The sequence below is a fragment of the Micromonospora sp. ATLC20 genome (assembly GCF_057196585.1).
On record NZ_JBXUOV010000008.1, the window covers coordinates 1 to 19090 of the forward strand.

At 73.5% G+C, this 19090-nt stretch carries 16 protein-coding genes; 4 read left to right on the top strand and 12 right to left on the bottom strand.

All coding sequences use genetic code 11. The features are described 5' to 3' along the window. The 9 genes from AC2CHG_RS03500 to AC2CHG_RS03540 form a co-directional block, all read right to left on the bottom strand. On the bottom strand, positions 1-728 hold a 728-nt coding region (locus tag AC2CHG_RS03500), incomplete at its 3' end, for a helix-turn-helix domain-containing protein (protein ID WP_484524138.1). A 102-nt stretch (positions 729-830) separates the two neighbouring features. Beyond that, positions 831-1979, bottom strand: a complete 1149-nt coding sequence (locus AC2CHG_RS03505) for an acyl-CoA dehydrogenase family protein (protein ID WP_013283288.1) — start codon at positions 1977-1979, stop codon at positions 831-833. Positions 1980-2096: 117 nt separating this feature from the next. Continuing rightward, positions 2097-3629, bottom strand: a complete 1533-nt coding sequence (locus tag AC2CHG_RS03510) for an acyl-CoA carboxylase subunit beta (RefSeq protein WP_269703242.1) — start codon at positions 3627-3629, stop codon at positions 2097-2099. 110 nt (positions 3630-3739) lie between these two features. Next, positions 3740-4660 carry a hydroxymethylglutaryl-CoA lyase gene (locus AC2CHG_RS03515; RefSeq protein ID WP_262012865.1) on the bottom strand — a complete coding sequence of 307 codons (921 nt, stop codon included), beginning with the start codon at positions 4658-4660 and terminating at the stop codon, positions 3740-3742. Positions 4661-4685: 25 nt separating this feature from the next. Further along, positions 4686-6023 carry an acetyl-CoA carboxylase biotin carboxylase subunit gene (locus AC2CHG_RS03520; protein ID WP_262013021.1) on the bottom strand — a complete coding sequence of 446 codons (1338 nt, stop codon included), beginning with the start codon at positions 6021-6023 and terminating at the stop codon, positions 4686-4688. A gap of 77 nt (positions 6024-6100) precedes the next feature. Continuing rightward, the gene (locus tag AC2CHG_RS03525) at positions 6101-6715 is read right to left on the bottom strand and encodes a TetR/AcrR family transcriptional regulator (RefSeq protein WP_135242640.1); all 615 of its coding nucleotides are present in this window, start codon (positions 6713-6715) and stop codon (positions 6101-6103) included. Positions 6716-6786: 71 nt separating this feature from the next. Next, complete coding sequence (locus tag AC2CHG_RS03530; RefSeq protein ID WP_484524139.1) at positions 6787-9630, bottom strand: hypothetical protein; 2844 nt, start codon at positions 9628-9630, stop codon at positions 6787-6789. Further along, positions 9623-11416 carry an HSP90 family protein gene (locus AC2CHG_RS03535; protein ID WP_366618851.1) on the bottom strand — a complete coding sequence of 598 codons (1794 nt, stop codon included), beginning with the start codon at positions 11414-11416 and terminating at the stop codon, positions 9623-9625. Before AC2CHG_RS03535 ends, AC2CHG_RS03530 begins: the two co-directional genes overlap by 8 nt. Before the next feature lie 155 nt (positions 11417-11571). After that, positions 11572-12711, bottom strand: coding sequence for an FAD-dependent monooxygenase (locus AC2CHG_RS03540; RefSeq protein WP_366618853.1), 1140 nt, complete (start codon positions 12709-12711; stop codon positions 11572-11574). A 91-nt stretch (positions 12712-12802) separates the two neighbouring features. Between AC2CHG_RS03540 and AC2CHG_RS03545 the strand changes: the two genes are divergently transcribed. Genes AC2CHG_RS03545 through AC2CHG_RS03555 form a run of 3 tightly spaced genes read left to right on the top strand, consistent with a single transcriptional unit; the run spans position 12803 to position 15139 of the window. Next, the gene (locus AC2CHG_RS03545; RefSeq protein WP_484524140.1) at positions 12803-13402 is read left to right on the top strand and encodes a TetR/AcrR family transcriptional regulator; all 600 of its coding nucleotides are present in this window, start codon (positions 12803-12805) and stop codon (positions 13400-13402) included. A gap of 16 nt (positions 13403-13418) precedes the next feature. Next, entirely contained in the window at positions 13419-13949 is a 531-nt protein-coding gene (locus AC2CHG_RS03550; protein ID WP_484524141.1) for a SigE family RNA polymerase sigma factor, read from the top strand. Further along, a complete protein-coding gene (locus tag AC2CHG_RS03555; protein ID WP_484524142.1) occupies positions 13946-15139 on the top strand; it encodes a hypothetical protein in 1194 nt (397 codons plus the stop codon). The genes AC2CHG_RS03550 and AC2CHG_RS03555 overlap by 4 nt, the downstream gene beginning before the upstream one ends. Positions 15140-15194: 55 nt before the next feature. Here the strand turns inward: AC2CHG_RS03555 and AC2CHG_RS03560 are convergent, their stop codons facing one another. The 3 genes from AC2CHG_RS03560 to AC2CHG_RS03570 are packed head-to-tail and all read right to left on the bottom strand — an operon-like array spanning position 15195 to position 17357. Then, positions 15195-16097, bottom strand: a complete 903-nt coding sequence (locus AC2CHG_RS03560; protein ID WP_194800252.1) for a sulfurtransferase — start codon at positions 16095-16097, stop codon at positions 15195-15197. Between the two features lie 40 nt (positions 16098-16137). Then, positions 16138-16584, bottom strand: a complete 447-nt coding sequence (locus AC2CHG_RS03565; protein WP_366618861.1) for a hypothetical protein — start codon at positions 16582-16584, stop codon at positions 16138-16140. 2 nt (positions 16585-16586) lie between these two features. Beyond that, positions 16587-17357: an SGNH/GDSL hydrolase family protein gene (locus tag AC2CHG_RS03570; protein ID WP_262012874.1), complete on the bottom strand. Its 771-nt coding sequence runs from the start codon at positions 17355-17357 to the stop codon at positions 16587-16589. Positions 17358-17611: 254 nt separating this feature from the next. Here AC2CHG_RS03570 and AC2CHG_RS03575 point away from each other — a divergent pair, with 254 nt between their 5' ends. After that, complete coding sequence (locus tag AC2CHG_RS03575) at positions 17612-19087, top strand: hypothetical protein (RefSeq protein WP_484524143.1); 1476 nt, start codon at positions 17612-17614, stop codon at positions 19085-19087. The last annotated feature ends 3 nt before the right edge of the window (positions 19088-19090 follow it).

Below are 19090 nucleotides of genomic sequence, written 5' to 3' on the forward strand. Positions count from 1 at the left end.
GGCCGGACCAGTTCGCCGGGCAGGCCGACCGGCCGGCGGCCGGTGACAAGCACCCGCAGCGTCGGCACGGCGGCGGTCAGGACGCGCAGCGCCTCGGCCACCGCCTCCGGCGCCCGGTCGACGGCGTCGACGAGCAGCAGCGCCCGCCGATCGCCGATCCGGCAGGACAGGTCGGCCAGCCGGTTCACGCCGAACATCGACGCCGACGCGGCGAGCACGTCCGGGGTGTCCGAGCCCTCGCCCACGAGCACCCCGGCCACGCCCGCCGGGTGCCGGGCCGCCACCGCGTGCGCGACGGTGACGGCGAGCGCGGTCTTCCCCACGCCCGCGAGTCCCACCAGGCTGACCACCGGGTACGCGTCGAGCAGGCCGGACACCTCCGCCACGTCCCGCTCGCGGCCGAGCAGCGGTACGGGCTGCGGCAGCGCCACCGGCGGATCGTCGGTGCCGGGGCCGGAAGGGCGGTACGCCGCCGGCCGGGCGGTGTCGACGAACTCCCGCCGCTCGTCCCCGCTCAGGCCGAGCGCGTCGGCCAGCAGGTCGACAGTGGTGCGCTGGGGCCGTACGGCCCGTCCTCGTTCCAGATCGCGGACCGTCCGTACGCCAACGCCGGCCCGGCCCGCCAGCTCGGCCTGGGTCAGACCGACGGCGAGCCGGTGCCCGCGCAGCAGATCGGACAGACCGGTACGACCGTCTGTGCCCCGCGCACGGTCATGATCCGGAGTCATGGGCACGAAGATTACGGATGGACTCCGACGCTCCACAGCCCATCGTCAACCACCCGACCGTCCACTGCCGATATCCGACAGGGCACGGTGTGGGTGCCGTCCTCACATGCCGAGGTCGCGCGCGATGATCATGCGCTGCACCTCGCTGGTGCCCTCGCCGATCTCCAGGATCTTGGAGTCCCGCCAGAAGCGGGCCACCGGGTACTCGTTCATGAAGCCGTACCCGCCGTGGATCTGCGTCGCCTCGCGGGCGTTGTCCACGGCGACGGTGGAGGCGTGCAGCTTGGCGATCGCCGCCTGACGCTTGAACGGCTCACCGGCGAGCATCCGGGCGGCCGCGTCGTAGTAGGCCAGGCGGGCCGTGTGCGCCTTCATCTCCATGTCCGCGATCTTGAACTGGATGGCCTGGTAGTTGCCGATCGGCTGACCGAACGCCTGGCGCTCCTTGGCGTACTTGATCGACTCGTCCACGCAGCCCTGGGCCAGGCCGACGGCGAGCGCCGCGATGGCGATCCGGCCCTCGTCCAGGATGCGCAGGAACTGGGCGAAGCCCCGGCCGCGCTCGCCGAGCAGGTTGGCCGCCGGCACCCGGCAGTCGTCGAACGTCAGCTCGTGGGTGTCCGAGGCGTTCCAGCCCACCTTCGAGTAGCCGGGCGCCACGGTGAAGCCGGGCGTACCCGACGGCACAATGATCGTGGACAGCTCCTTGCCGCCGTCCGGCCGCGTACCGGTGACGGCGGTGACGGTGACCAGCGCGGTGATGTCGGTGCCGGAGTTGGTGATGAACGCCTTCGAGCCGTTTATGACCCACTCGTCGCCGTCCAGGACCGCGCGCGTCCGGGTGCCGCCCGCGTCCGAGCCGGTGCCCGGCTCGGTGAGCCCGAACCCGGCCAGAGCCTCACCGCTGAGCAGCTTCGGCAGCCACTGCGCCTTCTGCTCCTCGGTGCCGAACCGGTAGATCGGCATCGCGCCGAGCGACACCGCCGCCTCCAGCGTGATGGCCACGCTGGAGTCCACCCGGGCCAGTTCCTCCAACGCGAGGCAGAGCGCGAAGTAGTCGCCGCCCATTCCGCCGTGCTCCTCCGCGAACGGCAGCCCGAACAGGCCCATCTTGCCCATCTGACGGACGATCTCGTACGGGAAGGTGTGCTGCTCGTAGTGCTCGGCGATGGTGGGCGCCACCACCTCGCGGGCGAATTCCCGGACGCTCTCCCGCAGCGCCTGCTGTTCCTCGTCGAGCCGGAAGTCCATGTCGATCCTCCTGGAAAGGGCGGGCCGCCGGGCGCTCGTGACGCCGAGAGCGGCTGAAGCGTTAGGAGGGGCCCCTTTACATGCACCAGGCGTTAAGAGGGGGCCCTTCCTTACCGGTCAGACCGGGGTGACGCCGTGCCGGCGCCGGGAGAAGTGCCGCTCCTTGCCGCGCGCGGCGGCGAACCGGCGGACCAGCTCGGCACGCAGCTCGTGCGGCTCGACGATCGCGTCCACCACCAGCTCGCTGGCGAGCCGGACGACGTCGATGTCGCGCTCGTACTCCTCGCGCTTCGCGGCCACGAACGCGGCCCGCTCGGCCTCGTCGGAGATGGCGGCGATCTTGTTCGCGTAGACCGCGTTGACGGCGGCCTCCGCGCCCATCACCGCGATCTTCGCGGTGGGCAGCGCGATCGTGGCGTCCGGCTCGAAGCCGGGACCGGCCATCGCGTAGAGACCCGCGCCGTACGCCTTGCGGACCACCACACAGATCTTGGGTACGGTCGCCTCGGAGATCGCCGTGATCATTTTGGCGCCGTGCCTAATGATCCCCTGCCTTTCCACCGCGCTGCCGACCATGAACCCGGGCACGTCACTGAGGAACAGCAGCGGCACGTTGAACGCGTCGCAGAGCTGCACGAACCGGGTCGCCTTGTCGGCCGAGTCGACGAAGAGCACGCCGCCCTTGAACATCGAGTTGTTGCCGACCACGCCGACGACCTCGCCGTTGAGCCGGCCGAACCCGATGGTCAACTCCTTGGCCCACAGCGCCTGGATCTCGAAGAAGCTGCCGGAGTCGAGCAGGCCCTTGACGTACCGGCGCATGTCGAACGCCTGCCGCTCACTGGCCGGGACCAGCGCGGCCAGGTCGGCCTTCTCCGGCGCGGCCACCGCCTCGGCGGCGGGCGGGTCCTGCTTCCAGTTCGACGGCAGGTACGACAGGTACGTCCGCACCACGTCGAGCGCGTCGTTCTCGGTCTTGCAGAGGAAGTGCCCCACGCCGGACTCGGCGCAGTGCACCTTGGCGCCGCCCATCGCCTCCAGCGTGGTCTTCTCGCCGGTGACCATCTCGACCATGCGGTCGGAGCCGAGGTACATGCTGGCGTTGCCGTCCACCATGGCGACCACGTCGCAGAACGCCGGGATGTACGCCCCGCCCGCCGCGCTCGGCCCGAACAGCGCGCAGACCTGCGGGATCGAGCCGGAGGCGCGGACCTGGTTCCAGAAGATCTTGCCGGCGCCGCGCCGGCCCGGGAACAGGTCGACCTGGTCGGTGATCCGGGCGCCGGCCGAGTCGACCAAATAGACCATCGGGACGCCGGTCGCGTACGCCCGCTCGATGATCCGGATGATCTTCTCGACGGTACGCGCACCCCAGCTGCCGGCCTTGACCGTGGAGTCGTTCGCCATCAGGCAGACCTGGCGGCCGTCGATGGTGGCGGTGCCGGTGACCACGCCGTCGGCGGGCAGCCCGTCGGCCATGGCGTTGGCGTAGAGCCCGTCCTCGACGAAGGAGCCCTCGTCGACCAGGTAGGCCACGCGCTCGCGGGCGAACAGCTTCCCCTTCGCGGCGTTCGCCGCGTGGTACTTGTCCGCACCGCCGGCGCGGGCGCGCTTGCGTAGCTGCTCCAGAGCCTCACCGTCGAGCGTCACGCCGACTCCCGTTGCCACGGCCCCCGCACAGGGCGCCCACCGACCTGAACGATCGTTAGGCTACCCCACCCGCACCGTCCCCGGCACCCCACCACGCCCACTCCCGCCGGTCAGGCGGGGCGGGGGGTCAGGCGGGTTCGAGGGCCGGCCCGGAGGACTCCGGACGGGAGCTTCTTGCCCACCAGGGATTCGGCCAGTTCGGCGGCAGCGATCAGGGCGTCCAGGTCGATGCCGGTGTCGATGCCCATGTCGTGCAACATGTGCACCGCCTCCTCGGTGGCCAGGTTGCCGCTGGCACCCGGCGCGTACGGGCAGCCACCGAGGCCGCCGACGCTCGCGTCGAACTCGGTGATGCCCAGTTCCATCGCGGTGAGCATGTTCGCCAGCGCGGTACCCCGGGTGTTGTGGAAGTGCAGCAGCACCGGCAGCTGGGCGTTACGGTCCCGGACCGCCGTGACCAGTTCGCGGACGCGCCGGGGCGTACCCATGCCTGTGGTGTCGCCGAAGGCGACGCGGTCCGCGCCGTCACGGGCGACGCGGTCGACGATCGCGGCGACCCGGCGGGGGTCCACGTCGCCCTCGTAGGGGCAGCCGAAGCTGGTCGCCACGATCACCTCGGCGGTCGCGCCCGCGCCGTGCAGCAGGTCGATCAGCTCGGCGATGTCGTCCAGCGACTCGTCGGTGGAGCGGTTGACGTTGCGGCGGTTGTGCGTGTCGCTGGCCGAGACCACCACCTCGATCTCGGTGAAGCCCGCAGCCAGCGCCCGCTGCGCGCCACGGGTGTTCGGCACCAGGGCGGAGTAGCGCACGCCGTCGACCTTCTCCGCCCGCTGCCACACCTCGTCGGCGTCGGCCATCTGCGGGATCGCCTTCGGGTGGACGAAGGAGACGGCCTCGATGCGCCGTACCCCGGTGCGGGACAACGCGTCGAGCAGCCGCACCTTCGCGTCGGTGGGGATGGGCTCCTCGTTCTGGAGGCCGTCGCGGGGACCGACCTCACGGATGCTCACGGAGCCTGGAAGTTCTGCCATCAGATTCACCTCACTGGGTCGAAGGTCAGCGCATCCGGGAGACGATGCCGGTGTCGTAGTCGCCGGAGAGGAACTCCGGGTTCTCCAGCAGCTCGGCGAAGAACGGCAGGTTGCACTTCGGGCCGACGATCTCGAACTGGGCGACCGCCGCCCGCGCCCGCTCGACCGCCTCCTCGCGGGTCGCCCCGGTGAGGATCAGCTTGGCCATCAGACTGTCGTAGAACGGCGTGACGGTGTTGCCGGCGACGTAGCCGGAGTCGACCCGGACGCCGGTGCCGGACGGCTCGTTCCAGGTGGTGATCGCGCCCGGCCCGGGCATGAAGCGCTTCGGGTCCTCGGCGTTGATCCGCAGCTCGATGGCGTGACCGCGCGGGGTGAGCGCGTCCGGGTCGAACGTCGGCGCCAGGCCGGACGCCACCCGCAACTGCTCCTCGACCAGGTCGACGCCGTAGACGTACTCGGTGACCGGGTGCTCGACCTGCAGCCGCGTGTTCATCTCCAGGAAGAAGAACTCCTGCGTCGAAGGATCGAGCAGACATTCCACGGTGCCCGCGTTGCGGTAGTTCACCGCCTCGCCGGCCCGTACCGCGGCGGCCAGGAACCGCTCGCGCAGCTCGGGCGACACCGCCGGGGACGGCGACTCCTCGACCAGCTTCTGGTTGCGCCGCTGCACCGAGCACTCCCGCTCGCCGAGCGCCACCACCCGGCCGTCGGCCAGGCCGAGGATCTGCACCTCGACGTGGCGCACCCGGGGGAAGTACCGCTCGATCAGCACCGACCCGTCGCCGAACATCCGCTCGGCGAACGCACGGACCTTGTCGTACTCGGTGCGCAGCGCCGCCTCGTCGGCGGCGACGCCCATGCCCATGCCGCCGCCACCGGCCGCGGCCTTGACCATCACCGGGTAGCCGATCTCCGCGGCGGCGGCGACCGCAGCGTCCAGGTCGCTCGCCGGTTCGGTGGTGCCGGGAGCGACCGGCACCCCAGCGGCCGCCATCAGGTTCCGGGCGTTGATCTTGTCGCCCATCGCGCTGATCGCGTCGGCGCCGGGCCCGACCCAGATCAGGCCGGCCCCTTCGACGGTACGGGCGAAGTCCGCGTTCTCGGACAGGAAGCCGTAGCCGGGGTGGATCGCCTGCGCGCCGGTGCTCCGGGCGGCGTCGAGGATCGCCTCGACGTTCCGGTAGCTCTGGGCCGGGTTCGCCGGGCCGACGCAGACCGCCTCGTCGGCCTCGGTCACGAACGGCAGCGCGGCGTCGGCCTCCGAGTGCACCGCGATCGTCCGGATCCCGAGCCGCCTACCGGTGCGGATGATCCGCCGCGCGATCTCCCCCCGATTCGCGACCAACAACGATTCGATCATCTTCTGCACGGACGTGACCCCTTCTCGACGCAAAGCCGGGGTCTCTTCTTAACACGCGTTAAGGTGCGCGCGGCGTGTCAGGTCGGGTCGGTGGGCGCGAGCAGGGCCGCGAGGGTCGCGCCGCGCAGCAGTTCGGCACGGCGCCGGCGGTCCACCTCGCCGCCGAGGAACGGCGTCGAGTTCATCAGGCCGAACGCCGCGTGGGCGAGCACCCGGGCCGCGCCGTCGGGCAGGCCGGGGTGCAGGGCGGTCAGCACGGTGACCCATTCCTCGACGTACATCCGCTGGAGCCGGCGGATCCGGCGGCGCGGCTCGTCCGGAAGGCGGTCCAGCTCGTGCAGGTGCAACGCGATCACCGCCGGATTGGCGAGCGCGAAGTCGACGTGGAAGTCGATCAGCGACTCCAGCGCCGCACGCGGGTCACCCGGATGGCCGGCGGCGCGGTCCCGCCCGCCCGCGAGCAAACCCTCGCTCACCGGGATCAATGCGGCGGCGAGCATCGCCTCCTTGCCGGCGAAGTGGTGGTAGAGCGCCGGACCGGTGACACCGGCCGCCGCGCCGATGTCATCCATCGACACACCGTGGTAGCCGCGCGCCGCGAAGAGGCCGACCGCGATCTCCAGGATCTCGTCCCGCCGGGACCGGCGCCGGGCCGCACCCGCCGCACCCCGTGCCTGCTGTTCCACCGCCACCGGACCAGCCTAGACCTCGCGTTCGAGCTGGGGCAGCCGCGGTTACCCAACGGTTGCCCCAGCCCGTCGTGTCAGTCCTCCTCGATGCCGTGGTCGGCGCGCACCTTCGCCGCCTCGGCCTCCCGGCCCTGCTCGTCGAGCGCGCGGGCCAGCAGCCAGGCGGCCTGCGTGGCCGGGCGGGAACCGGTGGGCAGCCCGGCGAGAACCGGCCGCAGCAGCCCTTCGGCCTGCTCCGGCCGCCCGTCGCGCAGCAGCAGCTCGCCGGTCAGCACCTCGACCTGCGCCGCCTCGCCGAACGCCTCGATCGACCGCAGGCGCTCCGGTACGCCGTCCACCCGGTCCAGCGCGGCGGTCAGCCGGTCCTCGCCGATCAGCACCCGGGCCACCGCGTCGGCGGCCATCGCCCGCTCGTACGTCACCACCGGCGCCTCGTCTGCCTCGGCCGGGAGCACGGCTGCCGCCTCGTCCACCCGCTCGATCGCCGCGACCGCGGCCGGCAGGTCGCCGGACCAGTGCAGGGCGAGCAGTTCCCGCCGCCGGGCCCGCAGCTCGTCCACCTGGAAACCGGCCAGCCGCCAGGCGGTCGCCGCCGCCGCGAACCGCTGCGCGGCCAGGGCGTCCCGGTCGGCGTCGTAGAGCAGGCCACCGGACTCCTCCAGCACCTGCGCCCGGTGCGGGAGGTTGTCCGGCCCGTCCAGGTTCTCGGCCAGCGTGTCGAGCACCGTGAGCGCCAGATCCGTCTCGCCGAGACCGGCGTAGATGCCCGCCAGCATGTGCCGGCAGCGGTCCGCCTCGGCCTGCGCGCCCGCCCGGTCGAGCCCGAGCACCGCCTCCTCGGCCACCTCGGCGGCCTCGGCCAGCCGCCCGGCCACCCGGTACGCCTCGGCCAGCTCCCAGCGCAGCAGCGCGTCGCCGTCCAGCCCCTGTTCGACGCAGAGGGTGACCGCCTCGGCCAGATCCTCCACCGCCTCGCCGGCCCGGTCGGCGGCCATCAGCGCCCGGCCCCGGGTCACCCGCAGCGGCAGGTACGCGCCCGCCGGTGCGACAGACAGCGCCTCGTCGCAGGCGGCCACCGCGTCGGCCGGGTCGTCGGTGGAGCGGGCGTACGCCAGGCAGGCGCCGGTGAGCATCTCGGCGTCGCCCAGCTCACTCGCCAGCCGACGGGACCGCACCGCCGCGTCCCGGAACTCCTCGGCCCGCTCCAACTGCTCCAGCACGTGCGTGCGGTGCAGCGCGACCCGTCCGGCCAGCCACGGATCGGCGTCCGCCTCCGCCTCGGCCCGGTCGAGCGCGTCGAGCGCCTCCGCCCACTGCTCGCGGTGCACGTGGGCCAGGGCGAGCCGGTCCCAGCCGGCGGCCCGGTCACGCGGCTCACCGTGCTCGGTCAGGTACCCGGCCGACTCGCGGGCCAGGGTCATCCCCTCGTCCGCGCTCTCCTCGACCATGCTGAGCAGCACACCGAGCCGCCCGGCCACGACCTGGGCGCGCAGCGGATCCGGCACCTCCCGCCAGGCGGCCAGCGCCTCCCGGTTGACAGCGATCGCCGCCGGTACGCCGTCGTCGTCCTGGGACAGCTCACCGGCCCGCAGCTCCAGCCGCCAGGCCCGGGTGGTCGCCGGCACGTCGGCGTCGCCGAACCGCTCGTCGTACGCGCGCAACGTGGCGACCAGGCCGTCCCGGCGGTTGGTGCGCCAGCACTCCTCGGCCAGCGCGAGCAGCTCGTCGGCACCGGCGTCGGCGGGCACCGTCACCGGCTGCGGAGAGGCCACCGGCGCGTCCGAGCCGGTACGCGGCGCGGGCACCGCCGGGCGGCGCAGGCTCGCCGACAGCGGCAGGTGCTCACCGACCGGCCCGGCCGCCAGCTTGCGGGCGATCAACCCGGACTGGTGCGTGGTGCCGTTGCGCGCGTCGAAGCGCTCGGCCAGCGCGGTCGCCGTACCGGCCAGCTCGTCGGCGAGCGCGCCCACCGGTACGTCGGCGGCCGGCCGCTCGCCGGAGGCGCGGCGGTGCACAGTCAGCTCGGCCGGCACCTGGCGCAGCGCCGCCGAGGCGGCGGCCGCGAAGTGCATCGCGGCTGCCGGGGTGGGTGCCCGGTCCAGCCAGTCCAGGTGCCGCTCGACCAGTTCCAGCGCCCGCGCCTCGTTGCCGGTCACGGTGCAGAACTCGACGTGGTCGGCGATGTCCCACAGGTCGGCGAGGTGTCCGCGCACCCGCCGGTAGGCCTCCCGGTGCGCGTCCCGCGCCGCGTCGGTCCGGCCGGTCTCGCGGTAGGGCGTGAGCAGCGCGGTGAGGATCCCCTGCGGCTGCTCGCTACAGGTCAGCCGACCGGCGAGCACCGGCTCGGCGAGTGCCACCGCCTCCTCGTGCCGGCCGTGCCGCACCAGGTGCGCGACCTGCGTGGTCGGGTCGCAGCCGGCGCAGTCGGAGAGCGTGTCGCGCGGGGTGGTCATCCACTTGCGGTACCACTGCTCGGCCGCCTCCTCGTCGCCCAGGTGCGCGGCCACCAGGTAGCGGTGCTTGTAGACGGCCTGGAGCGAGTGCCCGGAGTCGCGGTAGCGCCGTTCCATGTCGTCGAGGACCGCGTACGTCCGGTCCAGCGGCAGCTCCGGGAACTTCACCATCGCGTTGACCATGTACTTGAAGAACCAGAGCAGCTGGTGCGTGTAGCGCTGGTGGTAGGGCTGCGGGTCCTTGTCGTACTCGGCCAGGCACCAGGAGAACGTGACGAAGGACTTCGCCGGTTCGCCGCCGTAGACGTACGCGGTGGTGCCGGTGACCCGGGCGGCGAAGGCGAGGTGCCTGTCGTCGCCCGCGTCGGCGCGGCGCAGCAGTTGTTCCAGCGCGGCGATCTGCCCCGGGCCGTACGGCATGGATTCGATCTCGTGGTGCATCCGCCAGAGGTCGTCGTCAGTCACGGATCTCTCCCGGTACGGCCCGGCCGAGCAGGCCGAGGAAGGAACTGTTCAGCAGTGCGGCGTCGGCCGCCCGGATCGGGTGGTGCCCGAGCAGCAGGGCCTGCCCGTAGAGCGCCTCGACCGCCAGCCCGACCAGCTCCGGGTCGGCGAGCGTGGTGACCCGACGGACCAGCGGGTTGCGGTGGTTGAGCACGAGTTGCGGGCGGTCCGGCGGGGCGGAGGCGGCGAGCGCGTCGAGCACGCCGCCCCACAGCTCGTCGGCCTTGTCCCGGCTGGCGGCGAGCTGGTCGTGGAACGCGGCCGACCGGGACACCAGATAGAGCGCCGGCAGCGAGACCGGGTCGTACGCGCGGATCACGACCTCGCAGCCGAGCCGTTCCAGGGCCCGCTGCGCGGCGGTGAGGAACGGCCGCAGGGCCAGTTCGGTCGCCGGGTCGAGGATCTCGAACCGGGTGGTCAGGTCGCTCGGCTCCAGCCGCTCGATCAGCACCGACCGATCCACTGTGGGCAGCCGCTCGATCAGCTCGGTGTCGTACGTGTAGCCGCCGTTCACCACTGCCAGTTCCTGCGCGGCGGCCACGGCGGCGAGCTGACGGAACTCGTCCAGGCTGGCGGCGTACCGGAGCACGCCGTGCCGCTGCCGGAACTCGGCGAGCGTCATCGTGCCGACGTTGGTGTCCATCGGCCACCACTGGTCGACCAGCCGCAGCATCTCGTCGTCGTGCATCGCGAGCGCCTTGACGCCGAGGTGGTGCACCTGGAGGAACTCGCCGAGCCGGCGCGGATCGTGCTTGGCGAGCCGGACCAGCCAGCCGCGGATCTGGTCGCCGAGCGCGTCCCGGACGGAGGTGAGAAGCGCGTCCTCGTAGAGCGCCTCGCGGCTGGCGGTCGGGCGCAGCTCACTGGCGTCGACCACGCAGTGGGCGAAGAAGGCCCACTCGGGCAGCAGCCCGTCGGCGTGCTCGCTGAGCAGCATCCGCTTGAGGTAGACCCGGTGCCCGGCCCGGGCCGCCGGGTTCACCGCGGCGGGCAGGATGAACGCCACGCCGGTCAGGCCGGCCTCGGGCACCGACAGCGGCACCACGTCGAACGGGGCGAAGCCGAGCAGTTCCTGCGCGTACCGCTGGAGGGCGGCCCGGTCGACCGGCGCCCCGGGCGTGGTCGGCCACGGCGGCGGGCCGGACGTGGTCGGCGTGTCACCGACCCGGACGTCGACCGGCAGCAGGCTGCCGTAGAGGCGGGCCAGTTCGGTGACAGTGGGTACGCCGAGCCACTGGTCGGCGTCGCGCCGGGGCACCAGCGTGACTGTGGTGCCGGGCTCGTCGCGGGCCTGGTCCGGCTCGGCGAGCCGGACCGCGTACCGCCCGTCGGACCAGCCCGTCCAGAGCACTGTGGGCTCGTCGGCGTGCCGGGTGACCACCCGGATCTCGTCCGCGACCAGGAAGCAGGAGAGCAGGCCGATGCCGAACTGGCCGAGGAACTCGTGCCGGGAGAAGCCCAGCTCGTCGCGCTTGGAGCTGCGGCCGATGGTGGCGAGCAGCTCGTGCACCTGCGCCTCGGTCAGGCCGATGCCGGTGTCGTGTACGCGGAGCGTCCCGTCGCCGGTCAGCTCCGGCGGCTCGATGCGGACCCGCGCCGGGGCCTTCGGGTCGGCGGACCGCCGCGCGGTGATCGCGTCGACGGCGTTCTGGAGCAGCTCGCGCACGTAGACCCGCGGGCTGCCGTAGAGGTGATGACTGAGCAGGTCGACCACGCCACGGAGGTCCACCTGGAAGGTGCGGTCCAATCGCGCTCCCGGTTCGGATTTTCGGCGCTCACCGTACCGGTCAGCGCCGACAGTGTCCGTCCCGTTTCACCCTCGCCCCCACTCCCCGCGATCTTGCACTTTCCGCCCGGACGAAGACGTCCAAACGGGACTGACAAGGGGCTCTAACTGCAAGATCAGCGGGGTGGGGGTTCGAAGCCGGCCAGGCGAACGGCGATCCGGTGGCGGACCGGCGGGAGCGTGGAGACCGCCCGGAGCAGCAGATTCCGCAGCGGTCGCACGGCCGGCGGTGCGGCGGCCAGGCGGGTCAGGCCGGCGGCGAACCCGAGCACCTCCTCGGCGCGGGGGCGGCGGTCGGCGGCGTACCCGTCGAGGGCCTGCGGACCGGCGGCGAGCGCGTCGCCGAGCGCGACCGCGTCCCGCAGGCCGAGGTTCATCCCCTGCCCACCGGCCGGGCTGTGCACGTGCGCGGCGTCCCCGGCGAGCAGCACCGGCCCGGAACGGTAGGTGCTCGCGATCCGGTGGTGGATCCGGAACCGGGACGACCACGCCATGCCGGTGACCCGGTCCGGCCGGCGCGCCGGGCCGCGCTCGTCGAGCAGCGCCTGGAAGTGGTGCGCCTGCGGGTCGCGCGGCGCGTCGTCCACGGTGGCGACCAGCCGGACCGTGCCGTCGGGCAGCGGTGCCCAGACCAGCGGGCCCCGGCGGGACAGGAAGAGGCTCACCTGGTCGCGCGGGAGCGCGCTGTCCACGCGGACGTCGGCGAGCAGGAACGACTCACCGGGGTCGGCCGGGCCGCCGAAGCCGATGCCGGCCAGCTCGCGGACCCGGCTGTGCATCCCGTCCGCGCCGACGACCCAGCGCGCCCGGACCGCGCGGCCGCCGTCGAAGCGGGCGACGGCGCCGTCGCCGTCGAGGTCCAGGCCGGTCATCTCGTACGGCCGCAGCACGCGCCCGCCGAGCGCGGCGAGCCGGTCGGTGAGCACCGCCTCGGTGTCGGCCTGGGAGATCAGCAGCGCGTACGGATAGCGCGACGGCAACCTGTCGAAGGGGACGGTGACCAGCACCCGGTCTCGGTCGCGGACGCTGAACCGGGCCGAGTGCAGCCCCCGGGCGACCAGCGGCGCGGCGACCCCGATCCGGTCGAGCACCTCCAGGGTGCCGGCGTGCACGACTGCGGCGCGCGAGGTGACGGGCGGCTCGGCGAGCCGGTCGACGACTGTCGCGGTCACCCCGTGCCCGGCGAGCGTGACCGCCACGGCCAGGCCGGTCGGCCCGGCTCCCACCACGAGGACGTCGGTGCGTTCGGGCAGCATCGCTTCCACCTCCAGGCTCGGTCAACAACTGTTTGCCAACACGTGTTGACTTCACTGTAGAGCGGATGTCAACACGTGTTGGCCTACAGTCGTGGACGTGACCGAACCCGCCATCCGCACCCGCCGCTCGGACGCCACCCGGGCGGCCATCCTGCGCGCCGCCCGGGAACGCTTCGCCGCCGACGGCTACGACCGGGCCACCATCCGGGCCATCGCCGCCGACGCCCGCATCGACCCGTCGATGGTGATGCGCTACTACGGCAGCAAGGAGGGGCTGTTCGCCGCGGCGGCCGAGTTCGACCTGCGCCTGCCCGACCTGGCCGAGGTGCCGCCGGACCGGCTCGGCGAGACCCTGACCCGGCACTTCGTACGCCGCTGGGAGGCGGACGGGACACTCGTCGCCCTGCTCCGGGCGGCCGCCACCAACCCCGGCGCGGCCGAACGGATGCGCGGGATCTTCGCCGGCCAGCTCGCCGTCGCGGTGGCCCGGTCCGGTGCCGACCCGGCGACCGCCGACCGCCGGGCCGGTCTGGTGGCCAGTCAGATCCTCGGGCTCGCGCTCACCCGGTACGTCGTCCGGCTGCCACCCGTGGCAGACCTCGACCCCGAGGAACTGGCCGACTGGGTCGGCCCGACGATTCAGCGCTACCTGACCCAACCTTTACCCCCGTCCCGCGCGTCTGGCCGGTAACGGGAGGAGGAGCCGGATGGGGCGTGACGCGGACGACGGGCGGGCGGACTACCTCGCCTTCGTCGAGTCGCACCAGCACCGGCTGCTGCGCGCCGCGTACCTGATCTGCGGGAACCGGCACCAGGCCGAGGATCTGCTCCAGGACGCGCTGCTCAAGCTGGCGCTGCGCTGGTCGTCGGTGCGCGACGGCGACCCGGCCGCGTACGTGCGCGCCATCCTCTACCGCGACGCCGTCTCCTGGTGGCGGCGCCGGCGGCGGGAGTGGCTCAGCGCGTACCCGCCGGACCGGCCGGGCAGTGACGCCGACGCCGCGCTGCGGCTCACCGTGCGCGCGGCGCTGGACCGGCTGCCGCCACGCCAGCGGGCCGTGGTGGTGCTGCGCTACTTCGAGGACCTCACCGAGGTCGCCACCGCCGAGGCGCTCGGCGTCACAGTCGGCACCGTCAAGAGCCAGTGCCACGACGCGCTGCGCAAGCTGCGCGACGTCGTACCCGCCCCCGGCACGTCCGGAGACGGCCTGGTGACCGGGATGGAGGCGAACCCGTGAGCGAGCCCGAGCTGACCCGGCTGCTGACCCGGGCCGCCGAGGAGATCCGGCCGGCCCGGCCGGCCGAGGCCAGTTGGGACCGGGCCGGACGGGTCCGCCGCGCCCGCCGGGCCGCCGGTGCGGCGGCCATCGCAGTGGTCCTGCTCGGCGGCGGTACGACCGCACTCCTGCACCGCTCCGGCCCGCCACCTGCGGCACCGCCCCGCCCGACTGTGACAGCGGCACCGAGCGCGCCGGTGGTGCAGCGGCCCCCGGACCGGCTCGGCGAGGCGGGCGACCCGCTGGGCCGGCTCGGCGACCGGGTGGCCTACCGCCTCTCCGACCGGCCGGTGAACCGGGCGCTGGCGCTGTACCAGCCGGTCGACCCGGAGACCGGCGACGCCGGCCCGGTCCGGGTGCTGGGTGACGACGGCATGGTCCGGGAACTCGACGTGGTGACGCTCGCGCCCACCCGCGACGCCGAGGGCAACGAGGCCACTCCGCTCAAGCCGGGCAGCCTGTCGCCGGACGGCCGGACCGCCGCCTTCGCGCAGACAGGCGAGGTGGTCGTGGTGGGCCTGACCGACGGCGCGGTCCGCCGCTATCCGCTCACCGGCTATCTGGAACACGTGCTCTGGGCCGGGGACCGGCTGCTGGTCGGGGACAACGACACCACGTACGAGCTGGACCGGCGCACCGGTTCGGCGCGGAAGCTCCCGGTCGACCCGTGGATGCTCGTCGTGCCCGAGCCGGCCCGGTCCGGTGACCTGTTCACACTGGGCGGCTGGTCCGGGGACGGCGGTCTGGCCGTACGCCGGTTCCCCGCCTCCGGTGGCGCGCCGGAGCGGCGGCCGGTGACCGCCGGGGCGCTTCCCTCCGGTTACCAGGTGAACGAGGTCTACGGGCGGGGCTGGCAGCGCGGCGACCGGATCGGCCAGGCCGGGTGGACCACCACCGCGGGCGCCGCCGGCACGATGATCGGCGCCGAGGGCGTGGCGGTGCTGGACGCCCGCACCGGGGCGGTGACCCGCCTGCTCGACCTGGGCCGCGAGGGCCGGGCCAAGGGGTGCTGCGAGGTGTACGGCTGGACCGCCGACGGCGCGGTGCTGTTCCGCTACGACGCCGGGCTGGCCCGGTGGCGGCCGGAGACCGGCGCCGTCGACTGGGTGGCGAGCAACGTCCCCGGCCGGCTGTCGATAGCCGCCCGCTGACCGGCCTGGAACGCGGCCGGCCCCGCCGCGGTGACGGCGGGACCGGCCGGGACGTTCAGCGGGTCAGGCCGCCGGGCTGGTCGCCCTTCACGACGGGAGCCCGGACCAGGTTGCCCCACTCGGTCCACGAGCCGTCGTAGTTGCGCACCTGCGGGAACCCGAGCAGGTGGTGCAGCACGAACCAGGTGTGGCTGGACCGCTCGCCGATCCGGCAGTACGCCACCACGTCGTCGGACGGGCTCAGCCCGAGCTGGTCGGCGTAGATGGCGCGCAGCTCGTCGGCGGACTTGAACGTGCCGTCGTCGTTCGCGGCGGACTTCCACGGCTTGCTCACCGCGCCCGGGATGTGCCCGCCGCGCAGCGCGCCCTCCTGCGGGTAGTCCGGCATGTGCAGCATCTCGCCGGTGTACTCACCCGGCGACCGCACGTCCACCAGCGGACGGCCGGCCGCCACGTGCGCCATGACCTGCTCCCGGTACGCCCGGATCGGCGCGTCGTTGCGCTCCGGCACCGGGTACGAGGCGCGGGGCCGGCTCACCTTGTCCCGGGTCAGCTCCCGCCCCTCGGCGATCCACTTCTGCCGGCCGCCGTCGAGCAGCCGTACGTCCTGGTGACCGAAGAGGGAGAAGACCCAGAGGGCGTACGCGGCCCACCAGTTGAAGTTGTCGCCGTAGAAGACGACCGTGTCGTCCCGCCCGATGCCCTTGGCCGCGCACAGCTCGGCGAAGCTCGCGGCGTCCAGGTAGTCGCGGGTGACCTGGTCGTTGAGCTCGGTGTGCCAGTCGACCTTGACGGCGCCGGGGATGTGGCCGGTGTCGTAGAGGAGCACGTCCTCGTCGGACTCGACCACCACGAGCCCTTCGTCGCCCAGGTGCTCGGCCAGCCACTCGGTGGTGACCAGGCGCTGCGGGTCGGCGTACGACTGGAGGCGGGGATGCGGATCGCTCGGCACAGGCATGATCCCCAAGGTACGCCGGATCCGCGGAGCGCGGTGCCGGTCAGGCGCGGCGGTGCACCAGGCGGCCGGCGACCACTGTCGCAAGGCACGAGCCGTCCGCGTCGAACACGGCGAGGTCGGCGCGCCCGCCGGTCACCAGCGCGGGCGGCCGGGCGGCGGGCAGCACCGCCACCTCGTTGCGGGCCGCTGCGGAGCGCAGCGCCGGGTCGGTCACGTGTTCGTCGAGCACGGCGGCCACGCCGAGCCGGAACAGCGCGTGCACCCGCTCGCGCGGCGTGGGCGCCGCAGGTAGCGGTCCGTCGTGCACGAGTGCCGGCCCGAGCGTGCCGGCCCACCGCCGCACCCGCACCCCGGGGTACGCGCCGGGCAGCTCGGCCGCCGGCACGATCGCCTCGACCCGGTCACCGGCGATGACGACGGCGAGCCCGGCGCGGGGTGGGTCGTCGGGTGTCAGCCGCAGCAGGTCGGCGGTGTGGACGGTACGCACGCTCAGTCGCGCTCGACCGGCCCGAGCACCGGCCGTTTCGCCGTGACGAAGTCGCCGGAGGACCGCCCGGTCAGCCGGCGCCTGATCCACGGCGCCAGGTGCTTGCCGGCCCAGCGCAGGTCGGCGGCGCGCGCGGCGAGCCACGGGCTGGGTGCCGGGTGCGGCGGCACCAGCAGCCACTCCTCGTCGCAGCCGACACCGAGCGCGGTGAGCACCTGCGCGGCGACCCGGCGGTGTCCCTCCGCCGACAGGTGGATCCGGTCGGTGCTCCAGAGCAGCGGGTTGAGGTAGGTGTCGTCGGCGTACAGGTCGACCAGGATCGCGCCGTGCCGCTCGGCCACCTCGCCGACGACCCGGTTGAGCAGCGTCACGCGCGGGGCCATCAGCCGCTGGCCGGGCAGCCGGGACATCACGTCGGCGAACCGGAACAGGATCACGTCGCTGCCGCCGGACCGCAGCCGTTGCACGACCGAGTCGAAGCGGGGGACGAACGCGTCCGGGTCGAAGCTGCGGCGCAGCACGTCGTTGCCACCGGCCGCGAAGCTGATCAGGTCGGGCTTCATGGCCAGCGCGGACGGCACCTGCTCGGCCACCACGTTGGGGAACAGCCGGCCGCGGATCGCCAGGTTGGCGTAGCCGAAGTCGGGCCCGGCCTCGACGGCGAGCCGGGTGGCGACCAGATCGGCCCAGCCCCGGTAGCTGCCGTCCGGATACGCGTCGTCCATGCCCTCGGTGAAGCTGTCGCCCACCGCCACGTAGCTGCGCCAGCGCACGGCGCCTCCCTCAGACGTTCCGGCAGAAGTGCGTCGCACAGTCTGTCACCGTGCGGACCGGTCCCGCTGGCCCTGAACCCCGGACGTGGCGGATGTCTCGACGTCCTGTTCACGACAGCCACCCGAGGGGACAAATCCGCCGGACACGACCGGCGGGGCAGAATCCGTCGCCCGGACCGGGGATGATGTCTGCCGTCATCCGGCCGGGGCGAACCGTCCGGCCGGTCCCGCACACGGCACGAGCGAGGAACCACATGACGCATGGGCACCCACCGCCCGGCCACGCCGACCCCCGGTACGGCGTGGCGCCGCCCGCGCAGCCGGTGCCGTGGGCGCCACCGCCACCGCCACCGCCCCCGGCGCCGAAGTCCCGCCGTGGGCTCTGGATCGGGCTCGCGGCGGGGGCGCTCGCGCTGGCGGTCTGCGCCGGCACGGCGGTCGGCGTCGGGCTGGGCCTGCGCGGCGACGACGAGGACGGCCCCGCGCCGAAGGCGGCAGCCGGCGCGAACGGCGTCACCGTCACGAACGCCGAGCTGACCGCCCTGCTCGACCGGCACAGCAAGGCGCTCGCGGCCAAGGACCTGGACGGCTACCTGGCCGCGTTCGACCCGGCCCGCAAGGAGCTGGTCACCGGGCAGACCCAGCTGTTCCGCAACCTGGCGAAGCTGCCGCTGTCGGTGGCCCGCTACGAGACGGTCGAGAAGCAGGGCCGCGTGAGCGACGCCTTCGGGCAGGGCGTCACGTTCCAGCTCGACGTCTCCTTCGTGCACCAGTTGGACGGCTTCGACCGGGCGCCGGTCGCCGAGTGGTACCGCTGGACGATCGTCCGCGCCGGAAAGGACGCGCCGATCCGGGTCACCGCTGTGACCGGCGCGCCGGCCGGCGGCAACGGCGACTCGAAGACCGTCTACTACCCCGGGCCGTGGGACAAGTGGCGGGACATCCACGTCGAGCGGACCCCGTTCGCCCTGATCATCACCGACGCGGCCCGGGCCGGCCTGGCGAGGCGGCACGCCCCGGCCGTCGACAAGGCGGTGACGAGCAACCTGGCCGTGTGGCGGGCCGGCGCGCCGCCCGGCCCGGTGTCGGACAGGTTCGTCGTCACGCTCGCCGACGGCAAGGACGAGATGACCTCGCTCTACCGGATCGGCACCGAGAAGGCCACCGAGGCGGGCATCTCGCTGGGCATGGTCGCGGCCGAGCGGAAGGACGGCAAGGCCACGATCGGCGGCACCCGCATCGTGGTGGACACCAGCGACAGTTACTTCACCCGCTCCGGCGGCGACAACGACGCCCGCATGGTGTTGCGGCACGAGATCGCGCACTCGATGATGACGCCCCGCACCGACCTGGCCGCTGTGGACGAGTTCAGCAAGCTCGACGAGTGGGTGGTCGAGGGCTTCGCCGAGTACCTCGCCTTCCACGGCCGCCCGCTCGGTGCCAGCGAACGCACCGCGCAGGCCCGGAAGCTGGTCCGCGACGGGTGGAACGGCACGCTGCCCGGCAACGGCGACTGGGACGACCCAGGCCGGCTTAGCTTCCACTACTGGCTCGGGCACACCGCGATGAACCACCTCGCCGAGAAGCACGGTGAGCCGAAGCTGTTCCGCTTCGTCGAGGCCGTCTACGCCGGCACCCCGACCGACCGCGCCGCCCGGGACGTGCTGGGCGTGTCGCTCGACGAGTTCCAGGCCGGCTGGGCCGACTACGTCCGCGCGCAGGCGCGCTGACGG